21 protein-coding genes and 1 riboswitch are annotated in these 20,236 nt (G+C 37.8%); of the genes, 8 read left to right on the top strand and 13 right to left on the bottom strand.

The genetic code is table 11. The annotated features are described in order from the left end of the window. Positions 1-30 precede the first annotated feature (30 nt). Complete coding sequence (locus tag OC533_RS05530) at positions 31-738, top strand: histidine phosphatase family protein (protein WP_045554402.1); 708 nt, start codon at positions 31-33, stop codon at positions 736-738. Then, entirely contained in the window at positions 739-1,434 is a 696-nt protein-coding gene (locus OC533_RS05525; RefSeq protein ID WP_194323238.1) for a histidine phosphatase family protein, read from the top strand. It abuts the gene before it with no gap. A gap of 42 nt (positions 1,435-1,476) precedes the next feature. Here the strand turns inward: OC533_RS05525 and OC533_RS05520 are convergent, their stop codons facing one another. Continuing rightward, positions 1,477-2,517 carry a lactonase family protein gene (locus OC533_RS05520; protein WP_070753562.1) on the bottom strand — a complete coding sequence of 347 codons (1,041 nt, stop codon included), beginning with the start codon at positions 2,515-2,517 and terminating at the stop codon, positions 1,477-1,479. A gap of 395 nt (positions 2,518-2,912) precedes the next feature. Here OC533_RS05520 and OC533_RS05515 point away from each other — a divergent pair, with 395 nt between their 5' ends. Further along, entirely contained in the window at positions 2,913-3,818 is a 906-nt protein-coding gene (locus OC533_RS05515; RefSeq protein WP_160464177.1) for a magnesium transporter CorA family protein, read from the top strand. A gap of 43 nt (positions 3,819-3,861) precedes the next feature. Here the strand turns inward: OC533_RS05515 and gdhA are convergent, their stop codons facing one another. The 10 genes from gdhA to OC533_RS05465 form a co-directional block, all read right to left on the bottom strand. Then, the gene (gdhA, locus tag OC533_RS05510) at positions 3,862-5,238 is read right to left on the bottom strand and encodes an NADP-specific glutamate dehydrogenase (RefSeq protein ID WP_003770703.1); all 1,377 of its coding nucleotides are present in this window, start codon (positions 5,236-5,238) and stop codon (positions 3,862-3,864) included. 533 nt (positions 5,239-5,771) lie between these two features. Next, positions 5,772-6,083 (bottom strand): phosphoribosyl-ATP diphosphatase, encoded by a 312-nt coding sequence (hisE, locus tag OC533_RS05505; protein WP_185505260.1) that lies wholly within the window; start codon positions 6,081-6,083, stop codon positions 5,772-5,774. Beyond that, entirely contained in the window at positions 6,084-6,401 is a 318-nt protein-coding gene (hisI, locus tag OC533_RS05500) for a phosphoribosyl-AMP cyclohydrolase (RefSeq protein WP_003760704.1), read from the bottom strand. Then, positions 6,398-7,153, bottom strand: coding sequence for an imidazole glycerol phosphate synthase subunit HisF (gene hisF / locus OC533_RS05495; RefSeq protein ID WP_194323239.1), 756 nt, complete (start codon positions 7,151-7,153; stop codon positions 6,398-6,400). The genes hisI and hisF overlap by 4 nt, the downstream gene beginning before the upstream one ends. Further along, positions 7,143-7,865: a 1-(5-phosphoribosyl)-5-[(5-phosphoribosylamino)methylideneamino]imidazole-4-carboxamide isomerase gene (gene hisA, locus OC533_RS05490; protein WP_194323240.1), complete on the bottom strand. Its 723-nt coding sequence runs from the start codon at positions 7,863-7,865 to the stop codon at positions 7,143-7,145. Before hisA ends, hisF begins: the two co-directional genes overlap by 11 nt. Beyond that, positions 7,844-8,470: an imidazole glycerol phosphate synthase subunit HisH gene (gene hisH, locus OC533_RS05485; protein WP_070753557.1), complete on the bottom strand. Its 627-nt coding sequence runs from the start codon at positions 8,468-8,470 to the stop codon at positions 7,844-7,846. The genes hisA and hisH overlap by 22 nt, the downstream gene beginning before the upstream one ends. Beyond that, entirely contained in the window at positions 8,471-9,055 is a 585-nt protein-coding gene (hisB, locus tag OC533_RS05480; RefSeq protein ID WP_185481815.1) for an imidazoleglycerol-phosphate dehydratase HisB, read from the bottom strand. It lies immediately after the preceding gene. Then, on the bottom strand, positions 9,056-10,339 hold the full coding sequence (gene hisD, locus OC533_RS05475) for a histidinol dehydrogenase (RefSeq protein WP_262265237.1): 1,284 nt from the start codon (positions 10,337-10,339) through the stop codon (positions 9,056-9,058). Beyond that, on the bottom strand, positions 10,336-10,977 hold the full coding sequence (hisG, locus tag OC533_RS05470; protein WP_194322452.1) for an ATP phosphoribosyltransferase: 642 nt from the start codon (positions 10,975-10,977) through the stop codon (positions 10,336-10,338). Before hisG ends, hisD begins: the two co-directional genes overlap by 4 nt. Next, positions 10,977-12,155, bottom strand: a complete 1,179-nt coding sequence (locus tag OC533_RS05465; RefSeq protein ID WP_262265236.1) for an ATP phosphoribosyltransferase regulatory subunit — start codon at positions 12,153-12,155, stop codon at positions 10,977-10,979. The genes hisG and OC533_RS05465 overlap by 1 nt, the downstream gene beginning before the upstream one ends. Before the next feature lie 151 nt (positions 12,156-12,306). Between OC533_RS05465 and hisJ the strand changes: the two genes are divergently transcribed. Then, a complete protein-coding gene (gene hisJ / locus OC533_RS05460; protein WP_185484795.1) occupies positions 12,307-13,134 on the top strand; it encodes a histidinol-phosphatase HisJ in 828 nt (275 codons plus the stop codon). Here the strand turns inward: hisJ and OC533_RS05455 are convergent. Continuing rightward, complete coding sequence (locus OC533_RS05455; RefSeq protein WP_070753551.1) at positions 13,119-13,415, bottom strand: MGMT family protein; 297 nt, start codon at positions 13,413-13,415, stop codon at positions 13,119-13,121. The two genes, hisJ and OC533_RS05455, sit on opposite strands and share 16 nt — an antisense overlap. A 76-nt stretch (positions 13,416-13,491) precedes the next feature. Between OC533_RS05455 and OC533_RS05450 the strand changes: the two genes are divergently transcribed. Beyond that, positions 13,492-14,523, top strand: coding sequence for a nucleoid-associated protein (locus tag OC533_RS05450; protein ID WP_003760718.1), 1,032 nt, complete (start codon positions 13,492-13,494; stop codon positions 14,521-14,523). A 41-nt stretch (positions 14,524-14,564) separates the two neighbouring features. On the opposite strand, the gene OC533_RS05445 is transcribed toward OC533_RS05450, so the two are convergent. Continuing rightward, positions 14,565-15,860 carry an NCS2 family permease gene (locus OC533_RS05445; RefSeq protein ID WP_003770724.1) on the bottom strand — a complete coding sequence of 432 codons (1,296 nt, stop codon included), beginning with the start codon at positions 15,858-15,860 and terminating at the stop codon, positions 14,565-14,567. 93 nt (positions 15,861-15,953) lie between these two features. Further along, a riboswitch (purine riboswitch) is annotated at positions 15,954-16,055 on the bottom strand. A gap of 120 nt (positions 16,056-16,175) precedes the next feature. Between OC533_RS05445 and OC533_RS05440 the strand changes: the two genes are divergently transcribed. The 3 genes from OC533_RS05440 to OC533_RS05430 all read left to right on the top strand — a co-directional run bounded on the left by OC533_RS05440 (position 16,176) and on the right by OC533_RS05430 (position 20,230). Continuing rightward, entirely contained in the window at positions 16,176-17,570 is a 1,395-nt protein-coding gene (locus tag OC533_RS05440; RefSeq protein ID WP_185520635.1) for a glycoside hydrolase family 1 protein, read from the top strand. 43 nt (positions 17,571-17,613) lie between these two features. Further along, complete coding sequence (locus OC533_RS05435; protein WP_003738260.1) at positions 17,614-18,342, top strand: GntR family transcriptional regulator; 729 nt, start codon at positions 17,614-17,616, stop codon at positions 18,340-18,342. Between the two features lie 424 nt (positions 18,343-18,766). Then, positions 18,767-20,230: a MucBP domain-containing protein gene (locus OC533_RS05430; RefSeq protein ID WP_194323243.1), complete on the top strand. Its 1,464-nt coding sequence runs from the start codon at positions 18,767-18,769 to the stop codon at positions 20,228-20,230. Positions 20,231-20,236 lie beyond the last annotated feature (6 nt).

Here is a 20,236-nt window from a genome sequence, read left to right as displayed (position 1 = left end):
GGAGAAGTGATAATTTAAAGGAGTGTATACATGGAATCATCAAGCAGGGTAGTTATCTATTTAACACGACATGGAAAGACGATTTTAAACACACTTGATCGGGTGCAAGGCTGGGCTGACTCGCCGCTCACCGAAGAAGGAGCACTTGTTGCGCATGATTTAGGTCGTGGTTTAAAAGGGACTAATTTTGTAGCCGCTTACGCAAGTGACCGCGGACGTGCCATTGAAACAGCTCGGATTGTAATGAAAGAAAGCGACAACCATCATTTAAAACTCGAAAAATTAGCTGAAATGCGCGAGTTTGGTTTCGGTAAATTTGAAGGAGAATATAACCAAACTGTGTTAAAAATGGTTGCGAAGGCTCACGGCTTTGAGTCAATCGAAAATTATTATGATAAAACTTCTGAAAACAATTCTAATATCGTGATTGACACGGTGCATAAAATGGATGAAACAGGCATGACAGAAAACTCGGCCATTTTTGAAAAACGATTGACTGCCGGACTGGATGCAATTCTTCAGGATGCGCAAACTCGTGGTGGTGGCGATGTCCTTGTTGTTGCGCATGGTATGGTTATTCACCGCATTATTGAAATGATTGACCCAAGTAAAAATTTAAGAACGATCGAAAATGCTAGTGTGACAAAAGTGATTTTTGAAGACGGCGTTTATTCAATTGAAGAACCTGGAAATATGTTTTATGTAGAAGCCGGAAAAAAAGCGCAAGGGGGAGTTTAAGTGGCAACAGGAAAACTAAATGTGTACTTAGTTAGGCACGGTAAGACGATGTTTAATACATCTCGTCGCGTGCAAGGTTGGTCAGATACACCACTAACAAATGAAGGCATAGAAGTGGCCGAATTTTTAGGGCGCGGGTTAAGAGAAATTCCTTTTGACGCTGTTTATACAAGTGACCGCGGTCGGACGATTGAAACGGCTGGAATAGTTTTACGAGAAAGCAAACAAACCCATTTGGAAATAAGTGAGTTGAGCGATTTCCGTGAATTCGGTTTTGGTAAATTTGAAGGGGAGTATGAAGACATTATGTTCGGAAAAGTAATCGAGCATCTTGGTTTTCAGTCAGTGGAAGAAGCTTTTGAAAAATTCGGCTATGATGGTTATCAAATCATTTCCGAAACAGTTGAAAAAATTGATGAAACTGGAATGTCCGAAAAATGGGACTCCATGGTAACTCGCTTGAAAAATGCTTTGGAAACAGTTGCTAAAGAAAATCAAACTGAAAATGCAAATGTATTAGTTGTTTCTCATGGAATGGCGATTAATACCATTATTTCTTTCTTTGATATAACGCAAATTAATCCAGAATTAGCAAATGCGAGTGTTACAAGACTTGGATTTGAAAATGGTGAATGGACGATTGAAGCAGTTAATGATTTAAGCTATATTGAAGCAGGAAAGTTAGTCTTAGCATAAAAAAATCCAGAGTGGCGAAATACGCTACTCTGGATTTTTAAATTATTTTACGAATTTAATACAAACTGGTTCTGGAACTTTTACATCTTTTTGAAGTAAAGTAAGAGCGCCAGTTTCTTTATTAACACCAAAAACAGTAACGTTATTACTATTTTCGTTTGTTGCAACTAAAATGTCGCCAGTGTAGTTAAGGTCAAAGTCACGAGGACCAACGCCTTCTACTGGTGTTGTTGCTGCAAGTGTTAAAGTACCGTTTTCTGCAACAGCATAGCTTACGATAGCATCTTGACCGCGGTTAGAAATATAGAGGAAACGACCATCTGGAGAAATATGAATGGCGCTACCTTTATTTTCTTTATCAAATCCTTCTGGAAGAGAAGCGATTGTTTGGATAACGTTTAATTTACCAGTTGCGTTATCATATTCAGCAAAAATAACTTCGGAAGTTAATTCTGTCATGATATACACATATTTAGCATTTGGGTGGAAAACAAGGTTACGAGGACCGCTTCCAGGTTTTACTTCTAATTCAGTTACTTTTTCAAGTTTACCGGAATTAGCGGAGTAAGTAGTTACTTTGTCCGTTCCAAGGTCACATGTGATAACATATTTTTGGTCTGGAGTGAATCCAGCAAAGTGAGCATGAGGTTTTTCTTGACGTTCGTGAACACTTTTACCAGTATGTTGAATCGTTGCAACAGATGGTTTTAAAGCGCCATTTTCTGTTGGGTAACTTACAATTGTACCTAGGTGATAGTTAGCAGAAACAACGATAGAACCATCTTCTGAAGCATCTACATAACACGGTGGGTTACCTGTTTGAACATCTTGATTAATGAAAGCAAGTGAGCCATCTTCTTCAATTGAAAAAGCTGCAACTCCACCTTTATCGCCATCTTTTGCTACAGAGTAAACGAATTTTTCGTCATCTGAAATTTTAAGATATGTTGGGTTATCCATTTTTCCGGCTAATTTATTTTCTTTAATTTCACCAGTAGTTTTGTCGATTACTAAGCGATAGATCCCTTGGCTTTCGACTTTGGTGTATGTACCAATATACGCAGTTGCTTCATTATTTGACATGCCTATTCCTCCTATATATAAGATATTTCCTAGTCAATTATAGCATAGTAAAGAAAAGATAGAAAAACATCACGTTTATTGCATTTTTATTACTTTTCATAAAGTTAACCATATTTTAGACTTTTATGAAATGTTTTTGTAATAAAAGTATTGACTTGGAAACAAAAGTAATGTAAGATATACTTATCCCATAGAGATTGTCATTTGAAATAAGCTAGTTAAGAATAAATCACTTCCCCCATAGAAATGTTCTTAATAGCTTATTGCAAATAAACACTCCTTTTAAGATAGTTGTAGCACAGAATTTCCCAGGTTCTGTGCTATAATTATATTTTAGTAGAGATGCCAGAGAAGAGGCGCTCTTTTTTTATGCCATCTGGGAGAGAGGGGAAGAAATGTCTATTCAAACAATTTTTGGAAATGAATTATATAACTGGATTAACATTAATACAGATAAAGCTAACAACTTAGAAGATATTTATGCTACATATGATATTGATGAGGAGGTCATTGCTTATTCTTTAGATAGAAATGAACGAGCTCATTTTGAGTATGACCAAAAAACAGATACTTTCGTAGTAGTATTTAATGTACCTGACCAAAGAAAAATCGATAATCACTATGAAACAATTCCAATGGTTTACATTATTAAAGATAAACAGTTACTAACAATTACAAATAAAAACAACCAATATATTGTAAAAAAAATGAATAAATACTTAAAAGAGAATGAAGATGTGACTATTTTACAATTTTTATTTAGTAGTTTATATCTTGTTATGGATTCGTTTTTTCCGTATGTGGAAGAGATGGATATTGATCGTAAAACAATTAATGATAAGCTGAAAATCAAAACGACGAAGAAAAATTTACTTTCTTTATCTGATTTAGAAACGGGCATCGTGTACTTTTTGTCAGCTTCTAAGCAAAATGCTGCGTTATTAGAGCAAATGAAAACACATGTAATCTTTCGAAAGTTAAATGAAGTGGAAAAAGAGCAGTTTGAGGATGCGCTAATTGAAGCTAGACAATTGGTTGAAATGACGGAACTAAGCTCGCAAATATTACAGCAACTATCGGGTACATATAATAACATCTTAAATAATAATTTGAATGATACGATGAAAATACTTACTGCGTTGTCTATTTTGCTTACAGTGCCAACGATTATCACTGGGTTTTTTGGAATGAATATGCCACTTCCATTAGAACATAATGCATTTGGATGGATTGTTGCAATTTTTATTAGCGTTTTACTGTGGTTTGGACTTTCTTTTATATTGCGAAAATTGATGAGATAACATAAAAAACCCTGCTTTCACACTGAAAGCAGGGTTTTTCTATTTAAATAATTCCGTGAGCAATCATTGTATCTGCAACTTTTAGGAAACCTGCGATATTGGACCCGACAACTAAATTACCAGGCGCCCCATATTCGCTTGCAGCATTGCTTGAGTTTTTATAAATGTCTTTCATAATGTTTTGTAAGTGTTCATCTACTGTTTGGAAAGTCCAGCTCATGCGAGTGCTGTTTTGAGCCATTTCGAGTGCTGATACTGCAACTCCACCGGCATTGGCTGCTTTTGCTGGGCCAAATAATACTTTGTTTTCGTGATAAATGTCAACCGCTTCAAGCGTAGATGGCATATTTGCACCTTCTGCAACTGCGATTACACCGTTTTTTACAAGTGCACGAGCTTGGTCGGCATTTATTTCATTTTGAGTAGCGCATGGTAAGGCAATATCACATGGAACAGACCACACATCGCCGCCTGCATAATATTCAGCAGATGGATGCAATGTTACATATTCACTGATACGTTTACGCTCTACTTCTTTTAATTGTTTCACTGTTTCTACTTTGATGCCTTCTTTGTCATAAACAAATCCAGCAGAGTCACTACATGCAACTACTTTAGCGCCAAGTTCATGTGCTTTTTCGATTGCATAAATAGCTACATTACCAGAGCCTGAAACAACAATCTTCTTACCGCGAATGGATTCACCAGCTGCTTCTAACATTTCAACCGTGAAATAAACAAGACCATAACCAGTTGCCTCTGTACGAGCTAAACTACCACCGTATGATAGACCTTTACCAGTTAAAGTACCAGCATCATAAGCGCCACGAAGACGTTTGTATTGACCAAATAAGTAACCAATTTCACGGCCGCCAACACCAATATCACCAGCTGGAACATCAGTATCTGGACCGATATGTTTTTGTAATTCTGTCATAAAGCTTTGACAAAAACGCATTACTTCAGCGTCTGATTTGCCTTTTGGATTGAAATCAGATCCACCTTTACCGCCACCAATTGGTAAACCGGTTAAAGAATTTTTGAAGATTTGCTCGAAACCAAGGAATTTTACAATACTCCCGGTAACGGATGGATGGAAGCGAAGGCCGCCTTTATAAGGGCCAATTGCGCTGTTAAATTGAACGCGGTAACCACGATTTACTTGTACTGTGCCAGCATCATCTACCCATGGAACTCGGAAACTAATTAGGCGTTCGGGTTCTGTTAGCTGTTCTAAAATACCGTGTGCTTCGTATTTAGGTTCTTTTGCAAGGGCCGGGATAACAGAGTTTAAGAATTCTTCAACTGCTTGGTGGAATTCCGTTTCGCCAGGATTCCGTTGTTTAATTGTCTCAAACACACGGGCTGCGTATTCTTCGGCTGCCTTAGTGTCGTTTTGGATAGTAGATGTTTGTGCCATACTATAATCGCTCCTTGTTTAAATATTTTGACTATAAGGAAAAGTAGAAAACCTGATACAAATACAAGCGATGTTATAAAAGAGAAAAACATCGGCTTAATTGCATCAATTAGGTCAACTTTTCTTACCTATGTTGTTAGTTTACACATTGTTGAGAATATTTTCAAGCATAAAAACCAATTTTTCAGAAATTTTTTAAAATCAAGTTAATGAGAACGTTTGCTTAAGCAATTAATGAAAAAATTTTCGGGGGAAGGGAGATTTTTAATGCTATTTCTTAACTGCCAAGCGATGTCATAAAAAATAACCGCACCAGGGGGATGCGGTTAAAGGGAGTATTAGGGAGTAATAACGTTAGAGCGAGCCAAGGGATAAGACTAATTCGGATACTAGAATTATTGCTCTAACATTACTTGCTTTCTTTTGGGAAAAAATAAAAGCCCTCCACGTAAACAAGTATATAAAATATGCTCTTTAAAATCATGTGCTTTTTCTTACAATAGTATTCTTTAAGGTTACGAAAATGTCATGTTTTATAAATCGTTAATTTCTTTACGATCACTTGTTTTACTTAACTTTCCTTCTCGGCTTTGAAGTTCTTGTTTAATATCTTCTAATGGAATGTCTTTTTCAGCTAGAAGGACGAGTAAGTGGTATGTTAGGTCGGCTATTTCTGAAATGAGCTCTTCATTATTGTTTTTGGCGGCGATGACGACCTCAGTAGTTTCTTCGCCGACTTTTTTTAGAATTTTATCTAATCCTTTTTCGAACAAGTAGTTGGTGTAGGAGCCTTCTTTTGGTTGGTTTTTGCGAAGTTTGATTTCTTCATATAAGTCACTAAGCATTTAAAAGTCCTCCTTTATAAGGTTGAAAAAACAGCTTTTTTTGCCGGTATGACATGCTGGGCCAGTTTGAATCACGCGAATAAGCAAAGTGTCATTATCACAGTCGGTCCAAATTTGTTTTACTTTTTGGGTGTGCCCACTGGTTTCGCCTTTATTCCAAAGTTCATTTCTCGAGCGTGAAAAAAACCAAGTATAGCCAGTTTCAAGTGTTTTTTGGTAGCTTTCTTGATTCATGTAGGCGAGCATTAAAACTTCGCCATTTTGGTCATCTAAAATAATCGTTGGGACTAATCCTTTAGAAAAATCAACGGTATTCATGGGCGAATGTTCACTCCTTTTTCAAGTAAAGTAGCTTTGACGTTTTTGATACTAAGTTCACCGTAATGGAAAATACTGGCAGCGAGTGCGGCGGTTGCGTTTGTTTGTTCAAAAACTTCTACCATATGGCTCGCATTACCGCATCCTCCTGAAGCGATAACTGGGACGGAGACAGCTTCGGAAATTGCTTTTGTGAGTGGAATGTCGTATCCGTTTTTCGTACCATCACCGTCCATGCTTGTTAACAGAATTTCACCAGCGCCAAGTTGAGTCGCTTTTTTGGCCCATTCAATAGCATCTAAGCCAGTGTCATCGCGTCCTCCTCTAGTGAAAACATGCCAATTGGTGCCGTTCCATTTAGCGTCAATTGCGACTACAATGCATTGGTTTCCAAATTTGTTAGCACCTTCTTGGATAAGTTCGGGTCTTTTTATTGCGGCGGAATTAAGCGATATTTTGTCTGCTCCTGCTTGAAGTAATTCTTTCATATCATTCACGCTATTTATACCTCCGCCAACTGTCAGTGGAATAAAAACTTGTTCTGCCGTTCGTTCCACAACATCTATCATCGTTTGGCGTAGTTCAACAGTTGCAGTAATATCGAGGAAAACAAGTTCATCGGCTCCAGCTTCATTATAAGCTTTGGCAATTTCGACTGGATCACCTACATCGGTTAATGAAACAAAATTAACTCCTTTAACTACGCGTCCAGCTGTAACATCAAGGCATGGGATGATTCGTTTAGTAAGCACTTTGTTCCACCTCCACTATGTCTGACATCGAAATATTTCCGTTGTAAAGGGCTTTTCCAGCAATTGCTCCGTATAATCCGAGTTCACTAAGGGCTTCTAAATCAGCGCGACTACTAATGCCACCAGAGGCAATTAAATTGATCGTAACGTGTTTTTGAAGTGCTGCCATTTGTTCTAAATTTGGCCCAGTTAGCGTACCATCACGGCTGATGTCTGTATAAATAATGGTTTCAACATTCATCGCTTCCATTTGTTTGGCTAAATCTAAAAAGCTTACTTGGCTGATATTTAACCAACCACTCGTTGCAACAAAGCCGTTTTTTGCATCGATACCAGCTGCGATTTTAGATCCGTATTTTTTCACTGCTGCTTGTAAAAAGTCTGGGTCTGTTAGTGCAGCTGAACCGATAATAACTCGGTCAATGCCGGACTCAAGGTAATAATCAACTTGCGCCATACTACGAATACCGCCACCAACTTGGACCGGAACCATGGCTGCTTTTTTCATTTGTTGGATAATTTCTAGATTAACGGGACGTCCTTCTAAAGCTCCGTCTAAATCAACAATGTGCAAATAGGTGGCGCCGTTTTTAGCAAATGATTTAGCTTGGGCAATCGGGTCTTCATTTACAATTATTTTTTTGGAAAAATCACCTTGGAAAAGCCGGACGCATTGTCCATTTTTTAAATCTATTGCTGGGAAGATTTGCATGATTCAGTGACCTCCTTAAACCCTTTTAAAATTTCAAGTCCAATTTGACCGCTTTTTTCTGGGTGGAACTGGGCGCCGTAAATATTGCCCTTATTTATCATACTTGGAACTTCAACAGAATAACCGCTAGTTGCAATAATGTATTCGTTTGGACAATTTGCATAGTAGGAATGGACGTAATAGACATATTCACCACCGAGTTTTTTAGTGAGCGGGGTGCTGCGTTTTATTTCAAGATGATTCCAGCCCATGTGCGGAACGGCAAATCCAGGTTCGTCTGGTAGTTTTTCGATATGTCCGGGAATGAGACCGAGTCCTTTAGTAAAGTGATGTTCGTCGCTTGATTCAAGTAGCAGTTGCATACCAAGACAAACGCCAAGCATCGGTTTGCCAGATTCTGCCATTTCTTTTAATGTCACATCCAGACCACGCCGACCTAGTTCTTGCATCGCTTCTGGAAAAGCTCCGACTCCTGGTAAAATAACGCCATCCGCTTGCAAAATTTCCGCGTGGTTGCTAGAAATTTTATTTTGAAGACCGATAAAATCAAGTGCTTTGCTGATGCTCTTCGTGTTTCCTGTATCATAATCAATAATAACAATCATTTACAGGACTCCTTTAGTAGAATTTACACCTTTTATTTCAGGGTTTATTGTGATTGCTTCGCGAAGAGCACGACCAAATGCTTTAAAAAGTGCTTCAATTTTATGATGTGTATTTTTACCATAAAGGACGCGAAGATGAAGGTTCATTTCTGTGTTAAAGGCAACTGCTTGGAAAAATTCTTCTACTAATTCAGTGTCAAAATCGCCAAGCTTGGGATTTGTTAATTCGGCGTCAAACACAAGATAGGAGCGGCCGCTTAAATCAAGTGCGCAAAAGCCAAGTGATTCGTCCATTGGCACATAGGAAGAGCCGTAACGGTTAATACTGGCTTTATCAGAAAGCGCTTCTTTTAAACAAAGACCCAGTGTAATGCCGACGTCTTCCACTGTATGATGTGCATCAACATATGTATCGCCGTCTGCTTTTACATTTAAAGTAATTCGGCTATGTTTGGCAAATAAGGTTAGCATATGGTCTAAAAAGCCGACGCCAGTTGATATAGTAGAATCCGCTTGTGAATCTAGGTTAATTGACAGTTCAATAGAAGTTTCTCCGGTAATTCTTGTTTTACTTGCTGATCTCATTTAATTTTCCTCCTCAAAACGAATTTGGATGGCTTTGGCGTGGGCATCAAGACCTTCTTTACTTGCAAGGAGTACGATAGCATCTTTTTCTTTTGCAAGAGCTTCTTTTGTATAAGAAATAAAGGCTGAACGTTTCGTGAAATCTTCTACGCCAAGTGGAGAGAAGAATTTGGCGGTTCCGCTTGTTGGTAAGACGTGATTCGGACCGGCAAAATAATCGCCAAGTGGTTCAGATGCATAGTTTCCTAAGAAAATGGAGCCGGCTTTTTTAATTTGGTAAAGGTAGTTCATTGGGTTTTCAAGTTGTACTTCTAGATGTTCTGGAGCGATTTCATTCATGATATGAAACATTTCCGCAGTGCTCTTTGTGATAATAATTTTTCCGTGGGACTCGGTAGCTTCTTTAGCAATCGCTTTTCGTGGTAAATTTTCAAGTTGTTTATTTAGTTCGATTTTTGTTTGTTGGGCAATTTTTTCACTGGTTGTAATTAAAATAGCACGGGCTAATGTATCGTGCTCTGCTTGAGAAAGTAAGTCGGCTGCGATAAAGGCGGGGTTAGCTGTTTCATCAGCGAGCACGACGATTTCAGATGGACCAGCAATCATGTCAATATCCACTAAGCCAAATACTTCACGCTTAGCAGTAGCTACATAAACATTCCCAGGTCCGATGATTTTGTCTACTTTAGGAATGGATGCTGTACCGTAAGCAAAGGCAGCGATTCCGTGCGCACCGCCAACTTGGTAAATTTCATCGACGCCGGCTAAATTTGCGGCTGCCAAAACATGTGGATTTATGCCGTTTTTGCTAGGTGGCGTAATCATCACAATCCGTTTTACACCGGCAATTTTGGCTGGGAGGACGTTCATTAAAACAGAGGATGGATAGGCTGCTGTACCGCCTGGAACATACACGCCGACTGTTTCTAGTGGGCGAATTATTTGACCGCGAATGACACCATCTTTTTCGCTATCCAAGAAAGCTGATTGTTTTTGTTTATTATGAAAGCTTTCAATGTTTGCTTTTGCTTCTGTAAGAGCTTCAAGAAAGGCGGGATCGACTTTGTTTGTGGCTTTTTGGATGTCGCTGTTTGGGACGCGCAATTCATTTAGTTCAACACCATCGAACTTTGCCGTATAGTCGAACAAGGCTTGATCCCCAGTGCTTTTTACTTTTTCAATAATTGCTTTTACTTCGCTTGCGATTTGGTCGGAAGTATTACTTGAATTTTCTGCTCTCAGTTCGTTTAGTATTGCCTCCGTTGTTCCTGTTAAAAATTTCATCGCGTCTGCTCCTCCTTTATCGCTTGTTCTAATTGATCAATTAATTGGAAAATTTGTGTTTTATTTTGTTTTAAGGAAGCTTTATTAACAATCAGTCGGGCGGAGATAGGATACATTTTTTCATAAATAACTAAGCCGTTTTCTTTTAAAGTCGAGCCGGTTTCGACAATATCAATGATAGCGTCAGCGAGTCCAAGTACTGGGGCAATTTCGACAGAGCCTTCGATTTTGATGATTTCGACATCTTCGCCTTTTTCACGGAAAAATTTAGAAGAAACAGCTGGGTATTTGGTTGCGATAATTTTACGACGGTAGCTACTTGGGTCAAAATCAGGAGTAGAAGCTAGGCAAAACTGACATTGACCAATTTCAAGATCGAGCATTTCGTAATGCGATTTGGAGGCTTCCATTAGAACGTCTTTACCAACGATGCCAATATCCGCAACACCGTGTTTTACATAGGTCATAACGTCAACAGCTTTTACTAAAATAAAAGAAATTGGTTGGGTGCTACTATGGAAAATCAGTTTTCGCTTTTTATCAGTCATAGAAGAACAATCAATACCCGCTTTTTCTAAAAGTGCGACCGCGTCTTTCTCGAGTCGACCTTTTGTTAAGGCGATTTTTAAAGCTTTCATTATTCCGCCTCCTTATGAAAAATAGTTTGGATACTATCGCGCGTAACATGAACGACAGTTGGGATTTGCCATTTTTTCGCGAAAGAGATGGCATTTGCTGGAGTTTCAAAAAAACTTAATTCGCTGTTCGGTGTTTCTTGCATGAGTTTTTCAGCTTGTTGGATTGCATCTAGGTCGTAGTGGATTAAAAGCGTCGTTGGAGTTTGTTTTTTGATGATACCAGCGCGGTTTTGTAAGGTTGTGAGGGAGTCGAGATTAAGAGCTAAACCAACTGCTGGAGAGGAAGAGCTGGTGAATTGTTCTAGTAAGTGATCGTAACGACCGCCACTTAAAAAATTATCAGCAGCAAGGTCGGCATATCCTCTAAAAATAATACCAGTATAATAATGAAAATCTTGCACGAGTCCTAAATCGACACTAATATCTGCTGCGTAAGAAACAGCGTCCACGATAGTTTCCATTTCAGTTAGTGCCGTCAATATTCCTTTATCGGTCGTTAAATTTTTAGCTTGCTTTAAAATAGTCGTTGCTGGGCCAAATAAGCGTGGTAAGGCGAGAATAAAATCATCGAGCGTACTTGGATTCTCGGTAACAAATTGTTGAATGCCAGTGAGACTTTTATTTTGAATCAGGAGACGAAAATCAATTTCAGTAGTTTCGGGTAGGTTTAAAAGATGGATTACACGTCTATAAATCGCCGCATGACCAAGTTCAATTTGAAAATTCGGAATTTCTAGAGCATTTAAAACTCCAATCCCACTTAAAATACATTCAATTTCTGCTTTGATGGAAGGATAGCCAATGATTTCAATTCCTGCTTGTGTTTGTTCGTTTTGTTCGCCGCCAAAGTCTTCATTTGCACGAAAGATTTTTCCGCTATAAGAAAGTTTTAGAGGGAGTGTAACACCAGTTGTACTAACGACTCGACCAATTGGAAGGGTCATATCTGGCCTGAGTACCGTCAAGCGACCTTTTTCATCAAAGAAGCGATATAGTTTGGCGTCAGCTTGATGTTCAGAGGAAAAAACATCTTCAAATTCGATAACAGGTGTTTCAATACGCTTAAATCCACGTTTCGCAAAATAATGATTCACTTGTTGCTCAATCTGGTATGAGGCCCGTGCTTCGCGAAAGAGCTTATCACGAGTTCCAGTTGGCAAGTTCTTGTTTAAGTTCATCTGGTTAGCTCCTTTACAATATTTTAGTTTATTAGCATATTAGCACGTTAAAGTGTTTTTGTAAATGATGAATAGAAAAATTGTTTCATATGGTATAATTAGTGTACCATTTAGAGTACTTAGGGAAAAGAATTTTGAAAGAGGGTTGAATATGAAAAGAGACGGGCATACGCATACCGAATTTTGTCCACATGGTACGCATGATGATGTGGAAGAAATGATTTTAAAAGCGATTGAACTGGATTTTGATGAGTATTCTATAGTTGAGCACGCGCCGCTTTCGAGTGAATTTATGAAAAATACTGCGGGAAACCAAGAAGCTGTCACAACGGCAAGTATGTCGATGAGTGATTTACCTTATTATTTTAAGAAAATGAACCAGATGAAGAAAAAATATGCGAGTGATTTATTAATACATATTGGGTTTGAAGTGGATTATTTAATTGGTTATGAGGATTTCACGCGAGATTTTTTGAATGAGTATGGTCCGCAAACGGATGATGGTGTGTTATCGCTGCATTTTTTAGAAGGCCAAGGTGGCTTTCGTTCGATTGATTTTACAGCGGAAGATTATAATGAAGGAATTGTGCAATTTTATGGTGGATTTGAACAAGCGCAACTTGCTTATTTAGAAGGTGTCAAACAGTCAATTGAAGCGGATTTAGGAGCTTTTAAACCGCGGAGAATCGGACATATTTCGCTGTGTCAGAAGTTTCAACAGTTTTTTGGTGCAAACGGGCGCGATTTTTCGGCGGAAGTTATCGCAGAATTTGAGGCGATTCTTGCTTTAGTGAAAAAACGGGGTTATGAGCTTGATTTTAATACGGCGGGATTATTTAAGCCACTTTGCAAAGAAACCTATCCACCGAAAGAAATTGTGACTTTAGCTCGAGCGTTAGAGATTCCATTTGTGTACGGATCCGATTCACACGGTGTTGCTGATATTGGTCGTGGCTACAACGCTTATTGCCAAAAATGATCTTTCATTTTGACATGTCCGTTTTCTTTAAATGTAACCCCTTCTGACAGTAGCAGTTCACGCTGTTCTTCCCAGTTCGGGACAAGTCGGCCAGCTGCATTTACGACCCGATGGCATGGTGTGATTTGGTCACGCTTTGAATGCTTCAGTGTAGCACCAACTAGTCTGGCGTTTTTTGGAAAGCCAATCATATAGGCGATTTGACCATATGTAGTCACTTTGCCGCGTGGAATTTGGCGTACGACCGTATAAACACGATCTTCAAAATCTGCTGGAACCATTACATACCTCCGTTTGTTCATAATAAATTTAGTATACAGGAAATAGTTATTTTATAAAAGTTAGGATGATTAGTAAATGCCAGATTTTTCTTACGCAAAAATTACGAAACTCGTGGTCCATTTTGCTGGAAATAAAGCGAGAGAAGAAGGAACAGAAGTATCAGCGAATGTACTTCAAGATATTGGCTCAGAAATGAACCAAACCTTGGCTTCTATTTTCTTAGAGCCATTTACGAAAGACGATTATTATCAATTTTCTCATGAAACAGATTTGGATTTTAATGAGGTCCGGACTTTTGCGGCAAATATGTTTGGGGCGGAAGAAGAGTTTTTAGATGAATCTAAGAAAATTTTAGAGCATTTATATAGTGAAACAACCCACCCGAATATTAAAAGTGGTGATGTATGGATTTTCTTTATTGAAGGTTGCGTAGTTGATGGAGATTTTACGAATGGGATTGGAATCTTCAAAGTCGAGAATAAAGAAGTTTTTCTGAAAAATGATTTTAATGGTAGCGAGTTCCAGATTGGTTATGATAAAGGTATTACAGGAACTGATCTCGATAAAGGTTGCTTGATTTTTAATGTTGACCATGATTCAGGAAATAAAGTTTTAATATTAGATCGGCTTAATCGCGGGGATTCTGTTTATTGGAAAGATAAGTTTTTAAGTATTGATAAAATAACAGATGAAAAATTTTATACAGAAGGATTTGTGGAAGTTTGTACGGATTATATTAAGCAACGGGAAGAGTCGCTGCTTGATAAATCGAATTTTGTGAAAGCGACGAGCGAATATTTGGCAGGGGAAGAAACGTTAAATATCGCTGAATTTGCTCGTACGACAATTGAAAAACCGGAAGAAATTACCGAATTCAATACAATGGTCGATACTTTCGAACGAGAAAACAATGTCCGTTTTCCGGAAACATTCCAATTAGATGAAGAAAAACGTGAAAAACTATCGAAAAAAATTCGCAAAACGATTAAACTTGGAAAAAATATTTCAGTTGTCGTGAAAGACTTAGAACAACTGGAAGAAACTGATTTTGTCCAAGGCTATGACGAGGAAAAAGGAAAAAATTACATGATTGTTTATTACGATTAAAAGAAAAACCGGGGATTCCGCATCCCCGGTTTTTTTGCTGTCTAAACGACAAACATAAAGTACAGTATAAATAGAACCATCATCACATACATAATTGGATGTACTTCTTTATAACGACCTTTAAGTACCATTGTAATTGGGTAGAAAATGAAACCAATCGCGATACCAGTTGCAATAGAAAAAGTAAGTACCATCATTAAGATAACGAAAAACGATGGAACAGCTACTTCAAATTTAGTCCAATCAATATGAGCGACATTGCCAATCATTAAAATCCCTACGATCACAAGCGCTGGAGTCGTAACCGCACTTGTAATGACACCAAGAAGCGGCGAGAAGAATAGTGACAGTGAGAAACAGATAGCAATAACGACAGCTGTTAAACCAGTTCGACCACCAACCGCAACACCGGCAGTTGATTCTACATAAGAAGTAGTTGTTGATGTCCCGAAAATCGCTCCAAAAACTGTTGCCAGCGAATCGGAAAACAGCGAACGACCTGCGCGCGGGATTTTATTATCTTTTACAAACCCAGCTTGAGTCGCAACCGCAACAAGTGTCCCAGCGGTATCAAAGAAATCAATAAAGAAAAATGTCAAAATAACAATGAGCATTTGTGGTGTGAAAATATCTGGTAAGTGAATAATTGCTTGACCAAACGTTGACTCCATACTTGGTACAGAAGAAACAACTTGAGTTGGCACGTCAATTAATCCAAATAACATTCCAGCAATGGCAGTAGTTGCCATCCCAAAGAAAATCGCACCTTTCCAACCAATTGTCATATAAGCTACAGTTATAATAATCCCAAAAACAGCAAGTAACACCGGACCAGAATGTAAGTCACCAAGCGCTACAATCGTCGAATCATTTGGTACGATAATTCCAGCATTTTTTAGTCCTAAAAAGGCGATGAAAAAGCCGATTCCAGCTCCAACAGCAAATTTTAGTTCAGTTGGAATTGCATTAACAATTTTTTCGCGTAGTCCTGAAAGAGTTAAACAAATAAATACTAAACCAGAAACAAGTACGCCAGCTAGTGCAGTTTGCCACGGGATGCCCCACTGCGCACAAACCGTATAAGCAAAAAACGCATTTAATCCCATACCAGGAGCGAGCCCGATTGGGTAATTAGCGATAAGTCCCATTGCAAGGGAACCAACGACTGACGCAAGAATAGTTGCCACAAAAACAGCTTTTAATTCCATTCCAGTAGTTGCAAGCATAGATGGGTTGACGAAAAGTACATAAGCCATAGACAGAAAAGTCGTTAGCCCCGCGAGTATTTCTGTTCGAACAGTCGTCTTGTTCTCGCGTAGTTTGAAAAGTTTATCCATTAAAAAAAGCCTCCCTATTTATGTTGTCGCACATAACGGAAAGAGCATAGGTAAAAAAGGGAATGATAAATAAAAATAGCAAAAAAATCCCAATTAAATTTTACAATAGCTCGTAGCCTGGCATTTTACGGTTGCCTGGTAGAAACGAACGGTCCATATTACCGAACTTATACGACTTTATTATTGTAGACGATTAGCCGATTTTTGGCAATACATGAGTGAAATAAAAATAAAAAACAAACTTTTGTATAAATAAGTTTATACTTTTAAATAAATAAGGTATAATAAAATCAAATAATAGTTGGAGGTAAAAAAATGACTTATAAATTTCCGGATAATTTTTGGTGGGGAAGTGCAGCATCAGGCCCACAAACAGAAGGCGCAGCAAATGTAGATGGCAGAAAACCAAGTATTTGGGATCACTGGTATAAAATCGAACCAGGTCGTTTCTTTAATGATGTTGGTCCTACGAATACATCTAATTTTTACTATCAATATAAAGAAGATATTGCTTTAATGAAACAAACAGGGCATAATTCTTTCCGTACATCGATTCAGTGGTCACGCCTTATTCCAGATGGTATTGGCGAAGTGAATCCAAAAGCGGTTGATTTTTACAATCGTGTTATTGATGAAATGCTTGCAAATAATGTTGAACCATTTATGAATTTATATCATTTTGATATGCCAATGTCGATGCAAGAAAAAGGCGGTTTCGAAAGCCGTGAAGTAGTTGATGCATATGCTACTTTTGCAAAAACTTGTTTTGAATTATTCGGAGACCGTGTGAAACATTGGTTTACTTTTAATGAACCAATTGTTCCTGTTGAAGCAGGTTATTTATACGATATGCACTATCCGAATGTCGTTGATTTTAAACGCGCGACACAAGTGGGGTACCATACTACTTTAGCTCATGCGCTTGCTGTAAAAGAATTCCACGCACTTGAAATTCCAGAAGGCCAAATCGGTATTATTTTAAACTTAACACCGTCATATCCAAGAAGCCAAAATCCGGCAGATTTAAAAGCAGCTCATATTGCGGATTTAATTTTCAACCGTAGTTTCCTTGACCCAGTAACAAAAGGGGAATTCCCGGCTGACCTTGTAGAAATTATTCGCGAACATGACGCGCTTCCAGAATATACGGAAGAAGATTTGGCGATAATTAAAAACAACATTATTGATATTCTTGGTGTAAACTACTACCAACCGCGTCGTGTGAAAGCGAAAGAATACGCAGCTCACCCGGATGCGCCATTTATGCCGGAACATCTCTTTGATAATTATGAAATGCCTTACCGCAAAATGAATCCATATCGTGGTTGGGAAATTTTCGAAAGAGCGATTTATGATATTGCAATTAATCTGCGCGATAACTACGATAATATTCCATTCTTCATTTCTGAAAATGGCATGGGTGTAGAAGGCGAAAGTCGCTACCGTAATGCAGATGGAATGATTGAAGACACATATCGAATCGATTTCATTAAGAGTCACTTGAAATGGCTGCATAAAGCAATTGAAGAAGGTTCTAACTGTCATGGTTATCATCTTTGGACATTTATGGATTGCTGGAGCTGGGCTAATGCTTACAAAAACCGTTATGGCTTAGTAGAAGTTGATTTAGACAATAATTTCAAACGTACCGTAAAAGCATCCGGTCATTGGTACAAAGAACTTTCAGAAAACAATGGTTTTGAAGACTAAATGTGATAAAATAAAAGTATTATGTGTAAAGAGGTGAACTTCCGTGGCTCAGAACCAGACAAAATATAGCTTTATTGCTGAAGAAATCCGCAAAAGAATTATGAATCACGCCTATCCGCTTAATCAACCTATTCCTGATGAGATAACTTTGGCGAAAGAGTTTGATTGTAGTCGAATGACAATGAAAAAGGCGCTTGAAGTACTTGTACTTGAAGGCTTACTATATCGTAAACGCGGGCATGGTACTTTCATTATCAAATCGGCGCTGGACGCGGACCGTTTGCAGATTCATAACCAAGAAGTAAATGGTTTCACTAAACTTTTAGACGGAAAAAAGGTCATTAGCAAAGTAATTGAGTTTAAAGTCATCTTTCCAACAGAAGAAATTGCAGAACGTCTTCATATCGAAATGGAAACGCCAATCTATGATATTCTTCGTGTTCGGCTAGTGAAAGATGAACCATATGTGCTAGAACATACGTATATGCCAGTTGGGGTTATCCCAGGCATTAACCAGCAAATTTTAGAAGGTTCGATATACTCTTATATTCAAGACGATTTGAACCTGAAAATTGCTAGTTCGTACAAACAAATTCGCGCGGATAAAGCGACACTGCTTGATCAGCAATATCTTGACTGTGCTTCAGATGATCCCGTTGTCGAAGTAGAACAAACCGTTTATTTAAACAACGGTCTCGCGTTTGAGTTTTCCAGATCGCGCCACCGTTATGATAAATTCGTGTTTACTACCGTTAATATTGCTAGACGTTGAAAAGACGCTAGACAAAGTGAGCAATCATTTTGTCTAGCGTCTTTTTTGAATATCTAAGCAGTTTAGGTTCAATTCTATACAAAAGAATGGATTTGTTCACAAAATAGACATATTTATATACTTGATAATAATTTAGGATTCTTATATAATATTTAACCCAATTACGCACAAATTTTAAATATAGTTCTACCGTTTAGGCTATACGGAACTGTGGAAAGAAATAATATTACTCCTAGTATAAGATTATTTAAATAGTTTAAAGAAATCATTTTTGTTCACAAAATAGACACATTTCGCCTCATTGATAATGTTTTTTGCCTAATATATAATTGTTGAGCTCAATTAAGTGCTAGTTTAGTACTCCTTTTGCTAGGAGAGTGAGCAGTTAAAAAGAGAAATTAGTTATATGAGGAGGGATAGTACTATGAAGAAAAAATACTTTCTTTGCGTATTCGCAGTAATATTATTTTTCACAGGTTTTCTTTTTGGAAATTCACCGGTGAATGCTGCTGAAACTGATACAAGCAATGTGACGTATAATTACATTGATATCAGCTCATTAACAGAAACGCAAAAAAATAGTATTATCAAAGGAAATCCAAACGAGACACTTACAAATGATTATGAAAATTATTCCTTTGTGTATCAAAAAAACACATCAGAACCAACTACAAATACAGATAATACTTCTGACAATAATAAAAATCAAAATGGGACACTATTAAAAGCGGGAGATGTTGGCCCAAATAGTTATTTAATCATCCTAGGGTTTATTTTATTCGGAAGTGGTATTGGACTTCTTACATTGAAAAAAAGACACGCCAGACAGCTGCTAGTATTTCTTGTTGTCCTTGGCGGTAGTAGTTTGTTAGTCGGATCGATTGTTCAAGCAACAGAAAATAGTAACTTAAAAACTCAAGAATCTCAAACAGTTGCAAAAGGAACGAAAGAAACGAAACAACCCGAATCAATGGAAGGCTATACTTATGTAGGATATATACACACAAGTAAAAATAATACACCGCCCGTAGTTGAAAAAGGGACTGTAACTGTAAACTATCAGGATGAACAAGGAAATTCACTGGCGACTAGTGAAACACTCGAAGGCGACATTGGCCAACCATATCAGACTGCAACGAAAAATATTGAGGGATACCAATTAAAAGAAGCGAACGGAAATACAACAGGAACTTTTACAGAGAAAGCGCAAGTTGTTACTTATGTTTATCAAAAAGTGCCTTTAGCTACCGTAACTGTTAAATACCTCGATCAAGATGGAAACAAAATCCATGATCCACAAACAATTAGCGGTAATATTGGCGAACCATATGATGCTTCAACAGATAAATACAAATTACAAATTGATGGATACACATTAGATACAACGAAACTGCCAAACAATGCAAATGGTACTTTCACTAATCAAGCTATAGAAGTAACGTATATCTATACGAAAGAAGCGCAAGATGTTAAAATAACAATTAAATTTGTTGATAGCAATGGGGATCCATTTGTTTTAACGGATTTAACAACTTATAAAAACGGCGATTTAGTACCTATTTATCCTAATTTAGATCAATATCATATGAGATTAAATTACAATCAACAAATTTATAATCAAGGTGAAGCGGTGCCTGATATTGTTATTCCAGCTAAAGAAGGGGAAACATATTCGTTACCGGAAAGAATGACCTTTAATATACTGGATGATCAAGGGAAACAAATCCCCTATGTTATTTCGCAAAATGCCGATCTCAGTAGTACCGGGATTGAGAGGTGGGAAAACTACCAAAGTATACCAACCAATCGCGAAGGAACACTGACTAGCGAAGATGTGGTGGTTACGTATCAGATACTTGTTTATGGGGTTATGATTCCTGAGCCATAAGTAAAT

Origin of the sequence: Listeria sp. Marseille-Q6474, assembly GCF_946902005.1 — a bacterium.
GTDB lineage: Bacteria > Bacillota > Bacilli > Lactobacillales > Listeriaceae > Listeria > Listeria innocua.
This window is presented reverse-complemented; position numbering and strand designations above follow the sequence as displayed.

Coding starts and splice junctions, on each gene's coding strand:
- OC533_RS05445 (WP_003770724.1), bottom strand. CDS start 15,860: ATGGATAAACTTTTCAAACTACGCGAGAACAAGACGACTGTTCGAACA.
- hisJ (WP_185484795.1), top strand. CDS start 12,307: ATGAAAAGAGACGGGCATACGCATACCGAATTTTGTCCACATGGTACG.
- OC533_RS05440 (WP_185520635.1), top strand. CDS start 16,176: ATGACTTATAAATTTCCGGATAATTTTTGGTGGGGAAGTGCAGCATCA.
- hisD (WP_262265237.1), bottom strand. CDS start 10,339: ATGAAATTTTTAACAGGAACAACGGAGGCAATACTAAACGAACTGAGA.
- OC533_RS05465 (WP_262265236.1), bottom strand. CDS start 12,155: ATGAACTTAAACAAGAACTTGCCAACTGGAACTCGTGATAAGCTCTTT.
- gdhA (WP_003770703.1), bottom strand. CDS start 5,238: ATGGCACAAACATCTACTATCCAAAACGACACTAAGGCAGCCGAAGAA.
- OC533_RS05515 (WP_160464177.1), top strand. CDS start 2,913: ATGTCTATTCAAACAATTTTTGGAAATGAATTATATAACTGGATTAAC.
- OC533_RS05450 (WP_003760718.1), top strand. CDS start 13,492: ATGCCAGATTTTTCTTACGCAAAAATTACGAAACTCGTGGTCCATTTT.
- hisA (WP_194323240.1), bottom strand. CDS start 7,865: ATGCAAATCTTCCCAGCAATAGATTTAAAAAATGGACAATGCGTCCGG.
- OC533_RS05520 (WP_070753562.1), bottom strand. CDS start 2,517: ATGTCAAATAATGAAGCAACTGCGTATATTGGTACATACACCAAAGTC.
- hisI (WP_003760704.1), bottom strand. CDS start 6,401: ATGAATACCGTTGATTTTTCTAAAGGATTAGTCCCAACGATTATTTTA.
- OC533_RS05455 (WP_070753551.1), bottom strand. CDS start 13,415: ATGGTTCCAGCAGATTTTGAAGATCGTGTTTATACGGTCGTACGCCAA.
- hisH (WP_070753557.1), bottom strand. CDS start 8,470: ATGATTGTTATTATTGATTATGATACAGGAAACACGAAGAGCATCAGC.
- hisG (WP_194322452.1), bottom strand. CDS start 10,977: ATGAAAGCTTTAAAAATCGCCTTAACAAAAGGTCGACTCGAGAAAGAC.
- OC533_RS05530 (WP_045554402.1), top strand. CDS start 31: ATGGAATCATCAAGCAGGGTAGTTATCTATTTAACACGACATGGAAAG.
- hisB (WP_185481815.1), bottom strand. CDS start 9,055: ATGAGATCAGCAAGTAAAACAAGAATTACCGGAGAAACTTCTATTGAA.
- hisE (WP_185505260.1), bottom strand. CDS start 6,083: ATGCTTAGTGACTTATATGAAGAAATCAAACTTCGCAAAAACCAACCA.
- OC533_RS05430 (WP_194323243.1), top strand. CDS start 18,767: ATGAAGAAAAAATACTTTCTTTGCGTATTCGCAGTAATATTATTTTTC.